The sequence below is a fragment of the Paenibacillus sp. genome (genome assembly GCF_035645235.1).
In the GTDB taxonomy this organism is placed as follows: domain Bacteria; phylum Bacillota; class Bacilli; order Paenibacillales; family YIM-B00363; genus Paenibacillus_AE.
In genome coordinates this window covers 1-7,670 of sequence record NZ_DASQMZ010000160.1, presented here as the reverse complement: position 1 = coordinate 7,670, position 7,670 = coordinate 1, and the positions used below count along the sequence as shown (strand labels likewise).

6 protein-coding genes are annotated in these 7,670 nt (G+C 60.5%); 2 read left to right on the top strand and 4 right to left on the bottom strand.

The window, feature by feature from the left end; translation table 11 throughout:
• The coding region (locus VEZ38_RS15885; RefSeq protein ID WP_324895121.1) for a diguanylate cyclase domain-containing protein at window positions 1-194 on the top strand (194 nt) is incomplete at its 5' end.
• A gap of 36 nt (window positions 195-230) precedes the next feature.
• Here VEZ38_RS15885 and VEZ38_RS15880 read toward each other — a convergent pair.
• The 3 genes from VEZ38_RS15880 to VEZ38_RS15870 are packed head-to-tail and all read right to left on the bottom strand — an operon-like array spanning window position 231 to window position 5,476.
• The gene (locus tag VEZ38_RS15880) at window positions 231-1,718 is read right to left on the bottom strand and encodes a glycosyltransferase (protein WP_324895119.1); all 1,488 of its coding nucleotides are present in this window, start codon (window positions 1,716-1,718) and stop codon (window positions 231-233) included.
• The gene (locus tag VEZ38_RS15875) at window positions 1,708-3,204 is read right to left on the bottom strand and encodes a glycosyltransferase family 2 protein (RefSeq protein ID WP_324895117.1); all 1,497 of its coding nucleotides are present in this window, start codon (window positions 3,202-3,204) and stop codon (window positions 1,708-1,710) included. Before VEZ38_RS15875 ends, VEZ38_RS15880 begins: the two co-directional genes overlap by 11 nt.
• 1 nt (window position 3,205) lies before the next feature.
• Window positions 3,206-5,476, bottom strand: coding sequence for a hypothetical protein (locus VEZ38_RS15870; RefSeq protein ID WP_324895115.1), 2,271 nt, complete (start codon window positions 5,474-5,476; stop codon window positions 3,206-3,208).
• Between the two features lie 156 nt (window positions 5,477-5,632).
• On the opposite strand from VEZ38_RS15870, the gene VEZ38_RS15865 reads away from it, so the two are divergent.
• A complete protein-coding gene (locus tag VEZ38_RS15865) occupies window positions 5,633-5,848 on the top strand; it encodes a hypothetical protein (RefSeq protein ID WP_324895113.1) in 216 nt (71 codons plus the stop codon).
• Window positions 5,849-6,281: 433 nt separating this feature from the next.
• Here the strand turns inward: VEZ38_RS15865 and VEZ38_RS15860 are convergent.
• Window positions 6,282-7,348, bottom strand: a protein-coding gene (locus VEZ38_RS15860) for an IS3 family transposase (RefSeq protein WP_324895123.1) whose coding sequence is annotated in 2 segments (ribosomal slippage) — window positions 6,282-7,147 and window positions 7,147-7,348 — 1,068 coding nt in all. Because the reading frame shifts where the segments join, the coding sequence is not laid out codon by codon here.
• Window positions 7,349-7,670: the final 322 nt, after the last annotated feature.

Sequence of the window (7,670 nt, the reverse complement as noted above, 5' to 3'; positions counted from 1 at the left end):
TCCCGCACGAGACGTCCGAGCACGGCGTCGTCACCGTCTCCATCGGCGTCGCCGCCGCGGAGCCGGGCCGGCCCGTCCGCCCGCACGAGCTGATCGAGGCGGCGGACGCCGCGCTCTACGAAGCTAAGCGCGGCGGGCGCGACCGCGCGGTCGCCGCCGCCGAACTCCCGGTCGTCGGGGCAGGCGCGCCATAGCCGAAGCGAAACAAAAAACGGCGGGCCGCCCCGTCGTCATTCCGGCTTCGGGGCGCGTCCCGCCTGCTCCAGCTTCTTGCGCTGCCGTTCGATGAACGCCAGCTTCTTCTTGACGGCGCCTTCGTGCGTCCCCGCCTTCTTCGCGTACGCGCGATAGATCGCCCTCGCCTCGGCGAGCTTGCCGCGGTGCACCGCGAGGTCGGCCAGCAGCACGGGCGCCCGCCAGTCGCGAATGCTCCGATCGGCCGCCACCGTCCCGCGGTACGTCTTCGCGCGTTCCGCCGCGCCGATCGCGAACGTCTCCGCTTCCCGGAACCGCTTCTTCGCTTGCATGATCAGCGCTTGCGCCAAGTAATAATGCGCGTCCGGGAAATCCGGCGCCTCTTCGAGCATGCGCTCGCACCACCGTTCGGCTTCCTTCCAGTCCTCCTGCGCCATGGCGATCCGAACGAGAAACAATCGAATTTCCGTCACGCGGGAAAAGCCTTGCCGGCGCTCCGCCAGCTTCAGGGCAGCCGCGAATGCGTCCTTCGCCTTTCCGAAGCGCCTTCGCGAGAACAGCTCCCGCCCAAGGTACATGGGCCACATCGGGTTTTCCGGCTCTTCCTTCATACATAGCCGGAGCAAGTGCATCGCGCGGCCGGACTTCCGCTTCTTCTCGACGATCGCCGGATCGTACCCGTCGTGGTACAGACGAATTCTCGTTTTCCGGCGAATGATCGGCTCCTCGGGGAACATCGCGTCCGCCGTGCCGATTTGATTATGGATCCGTCCCCAATACCGCAAATCGTGCCGAAGCGCAAACATCCGCGACTGCGAAAAGTCGTCGACCACCTCGTCGCCGATCCGGTTGAGATGCCATACTTGCAGCACCGCCGGGAAGGGAAGCGAATCGTACAGACCCGCCGCCAGTCGGACTTGCTCCCGGTCTTCGGGATGCAGCCATTCGTCGGCGTCGATCCACAGCACCCAGTCGGAACGAATGTACTTCATGGCTTCGTTGCGAGCGGCGGCGAAGCTGTCCTTCCAGGTCGTGCGGTAGATCGACACGCGCTCGAACTGCGACGCGATGTCGACCGTTCGATCCGAGGAGCCCGTATCCAGCAGCACGATCTCGTCGACGGCCCCCTCCAAACTGCGCAAGCAGCGAGCGATGCATCGTTCTTCGTCCTTCGCGATGATCGCCGCCGCGACCGTCTTGCGCGGAACGCGCAGCGCGCGGAGGAGCGTGTCGTCCGGCGCTTCGTCCGGCGCTTCGTCCAATGTCACGTCCGCCGCCGGCCGCAGCGCGAAGCGCTCGTGCCATATGCCCTCCGGGTCCAGCATCGCGCCGCGATCGGCCGCGAGGCGCGCCGACTTCGGCTTGCCGGCGAGCGCGTATACTTCCGCCAAGGACAACCAGCCCTGCGGATGAATCGGATTCATGGCGACGAGTCGAAATGCGAGCTCCTTCGCGTCCGGCCAGCGGCGCTCCCGAATCGCGGCGCGTATTTCGGACAAGACGCGGTTGCGGTTATGTTCCATCGCGCTCGCCCCCCGTCCGCTCCCTCGCCCGTTCCGGCGGCCGTTCGGGACGCAGCAGCTTGGCGACTTGATCGGCGAGGCGATCGCCCTGCCCCCCGGCCCGCTTCGGCATGCCGGCGCGTCGCGCGCGATCGAACGCGTCCTTCGCCTCGGCCAGCTTGCCGGCATGCATGGCGATCTCCGCCTCCGCGGCATCGGCGCGCCACCGCCAGATGCTGCGATCCGCATGCGCGATGCCGCGATACGTCTCGAACCCGCGTTTCGCCGAAGCGAGATGTCGGCTCGCCCGCTCCAGCAATCGCTGCGCTTCCCGCCGCTCCCGCTCCGCCCATAACAGCAGGACGTCCGGATGCTCGGGGTCATGCCGCCGCATGGCCTCGTAGACGCGGTCCGTCTCCGCTGCGTCGCCCAGCCGGTCGGTTGCATACAGCATTAATTTATAAACGTCTACCATTCGACCGAACCCCGGTTGCGCCGCGGCCAGCGCCTCCGCGCGCCGAAGCGCGTCGTACCCTTCCTCGAACCGGTTCGCGGCCAGCGTCTCCCGGCCCAAGAAATACCACCAGCCGGGGTTTTCCGGTTCCTCCGCGACCATGCGCAGCAATAAATTCCGGTTCCGTTCGATTTTCGCCTTGGACTGTACGACAATCGGCTCGTATCCTACATGATGATACCGGATGCGGACCGCGGACCGATAAGGCAAGGAATCGAAAATTCCCCCGTCGGCCGTGCCTACCTGCTCGTGGATGCGTCCGTAGTAACGCAGACCGTACCGCGCCGTAAACATGCGTCCTTGCGAAATGTCATGATTCACCTGTCCGTCTACGTAATTCAGATGCCATACGTTTAAGACGACCGGCCGGCCAAGCGTTTGGTAACAGCCGGCGGCTTCCTTCACGGCTTCCGCGTCGTCCTCGTGCAGCCACTCGTCCGCATCGAGCCAAAGCACCCAATCGGTTTCGACGAACGCTAACGCCTCGTTGCGCAACGCGCCGAAGCCGCCGTTCCACTCGAGGTGCCGGATCTCTACGTTCGGAAACGCCGACGCGATCGCGAGCGTCCCGTCCGTGGAGCCGTTGTCGAAGAACAGGATGCGGTCGACCGCGCCTTGCAGGCTCTCTAAACACTTCCCGATCGTAGCTTCCTCGTTCTTGGCGACGATGACCGCGCTCACCGTCGCCTGCGGGACGCGAAGCAGGCCTTCGATATCGTATCGCTCATCCCCGGCGTGCGCTTTGGCCGCCATGCGCTCGAGATCGTCCGCCCAGTACGCTTGCGGATCCAACAGCCAGGCGCGGCGGAAACACCGCCGCGCCGCCGCGCCGTATCCCTGATGCAGCAGCGCCTCGGCGAGCGACACCCACGCCTGCGCGTCGAGCCGATTCGACCGAAGCAGCTCGACGGATCGCGCCTCCGCTTCCTTCCAGCGCCGGTCCGCCAGCAGCCCGGCTACGGCCGCATGCTTCGCCTTCGTTCCGCTGCTCATGTTATACCGGCATCGGTCCTAACCGGATGGTTTCCGCACGGTATTTGCGGGTCAGATCCGGCGCGATTTCCACTTGCAGCAGCGTAAAGCTTTCCCCGTACGGCATGGAGTAAGGATAGCGAATATCGACGTAGGGAACGGAGATCATGGCATTTTCCAAAACAAGGTCGGACGACTCGGTATAATAATAGTATTCATACGTATAGCCCTCTGCCGTCTCCTCGGGCAAAATGCCGCTCAAATTCAACGACGCGCCGTACACGTCGCCGACGACCGACAGTTCGTCGTCGAACCACGGCGAAGCGATGCCGTTGCTATATCCCGTGAACCGAATCGATTTCGCGAGATCCCCGTTCTCTCCGTATGCCGCGACCGTGAACGTGCCCCCGTTCGCCAAGTCTCCGAGCGCCATGACGTTATCGCTGTTCACGATCGAGATGTACGCGCCGGAATTGCTCATGCTTACCGCCGTTCGAACATAGGAATACTCCTCGTCTTCCGGCTCCTCGAACAGCGCGTCCAAGTCGACGAGCGCCGTCGCGTCCTCGTCGTAGTAGAGCGCCTGCTCCTCTGCCGCGACGATCTTTACGTCCACCTCCGCCATGCGCCCATGGGGATCCGTATACTTTGCCGTGAACGATGTCGTCTCCGTCGGGGCCGAAGCGATCGACATGTAGATGGAGCCGGAAGCGAACGTCGTAATGCCGAGCATCCCCTCCGCTCCCGAGGGCTCGAAGTTTTCGAATACGATCGGGTTCGCGTCCTCGTCGTAGTAGTCGTCGTCTTCGAAAATGGCGATGCTTCCCAAATAATCGTCCGCGCTCAACACCAGCGTTCCGTCCGAGACCGGGAGCGGCGGCGAATTGAAATCGAAATCGATATACGCGAACGCTTCGTTCCCGGCCGCATCGACCCCTCGCACGACGACGGTCGTATCGTACGGCGCCCACGAGCCGTAATCCGCCTGCCACCCCGTTAGATCGAAGCTCAGCTTGCCTTGGTCGACGACGAAGTAGCTGTCGATGCTGCCGTACGGCTCGGTATTATAGGATAAGGTCTCCCCGTAAAGCTCCATTTCGTCGTCTTCGAACAGCGCCGCCAAATCGACGGGCTCGTTGTCTTGGTCCAGCTGGAACACGACGTCGTAAGGCGCTTCCCCGTCCCCGTGATAGTGCGAGATCGGGACGTCCGTATTTTTCACGAACACGAACTCCGCCTTCTCGACGTATTCGTACCCCTCGTCGGTGGTCTTCACCGCGGTCACCTGCACGGGGATGGACGGAGGCAGCGCGTCGGCGTCGGCTGCATTGGAATGGAGCAACAGCTCGCCTGTCCCCGCGTCGACGGTGTAAGACAAAATTCCCGCTAAATCCGTGGGCAACGTGACGTGGTAGACGATTTCTTCCGAATCTCCCGTTTCGAACAGATCGTACAACGACGCGGAAGCGAAGGTCACCTCCGGCGTGTACGCTTCCGGATGCCATACCGCGTATTTGTTGTAAACTTTAAAAAAGAAGTCGTGCGAATAAGAAGCGCCATTAGCGTCGGTTGCCGTTACTTGCAACCACTTATGCGACGACGAATCGACTTCCGAGTACGGCATGCTCAGGGTCAACGTGCTGCCGACCAAATCGATTTTGTCGGGATAGGCGGCCCAGTCCCCGGCATGCTCGATCGTATAAGAGATTGCGTCGCCTTCGAAGTCGACGAAGACGGACTCCAAATCGATCGACGTCGGGATCGGCCCGGCGGGAAGAAAGCGGTAGAAATCGCCCGCCGGAACCGGAGGCTCGTTGAACGCGTCGCTCGCGCCCGTTTGGTACAGCAGATGCTGCACTTCCGACTTTGTAAATACATGCTCCGGCATGGACCTCATGTATTCGACGATGTTGCCGATGTCGATACCGCCGTCGGCGTTCGGCTGCAGCACATCGACCGCGAACGTCATCGACACCGAAGGAGCTCCGGCTCTCGTCCCCGTGACCGTGAAGACCGCCGTCCCTTCTCCGACGCCGTTGACCTTCATCCAATCCCCGGCGAACTCGACTTGGGCGACGGCCCCGTTGCCCTCTTCGTATTGGACGGTGTAATCGTAGTAGCCGCTGGCGAAATACGCTAGCAGCGGAATCGGCAGCGTATCGTTCGCTTCGACGATGTACTTGGTCGTGCCCATCGCTTGCGCCGGCGCGGCCGGCATCGTCAGCGGCGCCGCGGCCGCGGCTGCGGCGGCAAACGCCTTGGCCGTTCTTTGCATGGAAAGCTTCCGATTCATGAGGCACCTTCTATCCGGTAGAATGGTAGTTTTAACCCCATTTTAACATAGGCGCATCCGCACGTATGTACTTTATCTGGCGAATATTCGGATTTCTGCGAGCTATGTTACAATACAGTCATTGACTATGGAAAACCCGGAGAGGAAGCTGCGACGATGGCCCGCAATAGACGTTTAATCACAGACCAAGACTTCCAGGAAGCGATTGAAAAGGAGACCCCCGTCCGCGTCTTCCAAGACGATGCGATCGTCGACTCCGGCGGCATCGTGACCCGCTTCGACGACGACGTCGTCGTGACGCAATCCGGCGTCAGCGACGTCTCCTACCACCGCCGGGACTCGTGCGAATTTTTCGAAATGCCGTCCCGCTGACTGACCGCCCGCCGCCTAGACGCATGCCCTCTGGGCGCTTGCCGCCTGGGGCCCGCCGCCTAGGCGCCTGCCTTCTGGGCACCTGCCGCCCCAAGCTGCGCCGCCTGCACCTCTCCGCTCGCACCTCGCCGCCCTCCGACCGCACCCCCTCACGCCGCACTCTGACCCCTCCCTCGCGCCGCCCTCTGACCGCCCTGCCTCGCGCCGCCATCTGACCGCCCTGCCTCGCGCCGTCCTCCGACCGCACCTCCTCGCGCCGCCCTCCGACCGTACCGCCTCGCGCCGCCCTCCGACCGCACCCCCTCGCGCCGCCCTCCGACCTCACCCCCTCGCGCCGCCTTCCGACCGCACCGTCTCGCGCCGCCCTCCGACCGTACCGACTTGGACCGCATCCGCACCACCTTTGGAATGTCAACACGAAATTGGACAGTATTTATGAGGGCAACTGCCTAGCTTCAACGGGCGTAAGATAACCAAGCGTACCGTGAATGCGATGATGGTTGAACCAGTGAACGTAATCGTCCAGTTCCAATTTGAGTTGAGTTAGACTTTGAAAATGCTTGCTCCTTGCAAATTCAGTCTTGAAGATCTTAAACGTAGCCTCTGCAACTGCATTATCGTACGGGCAGCCTTTATTACTCAGCGAGCGTTGGATATTAAATGTCTCCAACGCCTTGGAGATTAGCGTGTTATCGAACTCGCTGCCACGATCGGTATGGAACATCTGAATGCGGTCCAGACGCACTGAGATGCTTGCAATAGCTTCATATACCAGTTGGGCTGTCTTTCTCGCTCCACAGCTGTGACCGATGATTTCTCGGTTAAAGAGATCGACAAATAAGCAGACGTAGTTCCATTTACCGTCTACACGTACGTACGTTAGATCGCTTACGACGACCGCAAAGGGCTCGTTCTGCTTGAACTCATGTTGTAATGCGTTGCCAATCTCCGCCTCATTTGACGCGGCTTTATGAGGCTTATATTGCGCGACCGTATATGAAGAGACCAAGCCGTGTTTATTCATGATTCCACCGATTTTACGACGGGACACGCGCAGTGATTTCTTGGCTAGTTCCTTCTTGATTTTACGCGTGCCGTAATTGTTCCGACTGAGCTTGAAGATCTCGACTACCGTGTCTTCCAACTCCTGCTCTTGCGGATCAGTTGCAGGCTCAGGCTTGTAGTAAAACGTGCTTCTCGGCAGTTCTAGGACGCTACACATTGCTGATACCGAGTACTTGTGCGCATTATTGCGAATCACATTTACTTTCGTCCCATGATCAGCGCGGCTTGCTTTAAAATGTCGTTCTCCATCCGCAGGCGTTGGACTTCTTTGCGCAACTCCAACAGTTCGTTCTCTTCGGGAGTGCGATTATCTTTGGCAGTGAATGATCCCGTCTGCTGGCTTTGGCTTATCCATCGGTCCAGGGCAGATGCGGTTAGACCGTACTCTTTCACGATGCTCGATCTTGACTTTCCACTCTCGTACAACTGCACCATCTGCTGCTTAAATTCCGGCGTAAACTTTCGTCTTAACTGCGACAACAGCAATCCGCTCCTTCAACTCTTTCCTGTATTCTATTCCCCCTCATTTTTTCTGTCCAACTAAATGTAGACGATCCACCTTACGCGAAATGCTCAGTTTTTGCGCTTAACTCGCCGTTATGCTCAAATTTTGCGCTTTTCCCACTCGTCCCCTTCTGCCACACCGTCCTTCCGCCGCCCTCCGACCGCCCCGACCCGCCCCGCACCCGCACCACCTTACGCGAAATGCTCAGATTTTGCGCTTAACTCGCCGTTATGCTCAAATTTTGCGCTTTTC

Bases quoted from the DNA above. Each gene is read 5' to 3' on its own strand.
- VEZ38_RS15880 (WP_324895119.1), bottom strand. From the start codon at position 1,718: ATGGAACATAACCGCAACCGCGTCTTGTCCGAAATACGCGCCGCGATT.
- VEZ38_RS15875 (WP_324895117.1), bottom strand. From the start codon at position 3,204: ATGAGCAGCGGAACGAAGGCGAAGCATGCGGCCGTAGCCGGGCTGCTG.
- VEZ38_RS15870 (WP_324895115.1), bottom strand. From the start codon at position 5,476: ATGAATCGGAAGCTTTCCATGCAAAGAACGGCCAAGGCGTTTGCCGCC.
- VEZ38_RS15865 (WP_324895113.1), top strand. From the start codon at position 5,633: ATGGCCCGCAATAGACGTTTAATCACAGACCAAGACTTCCAGGAAGCG.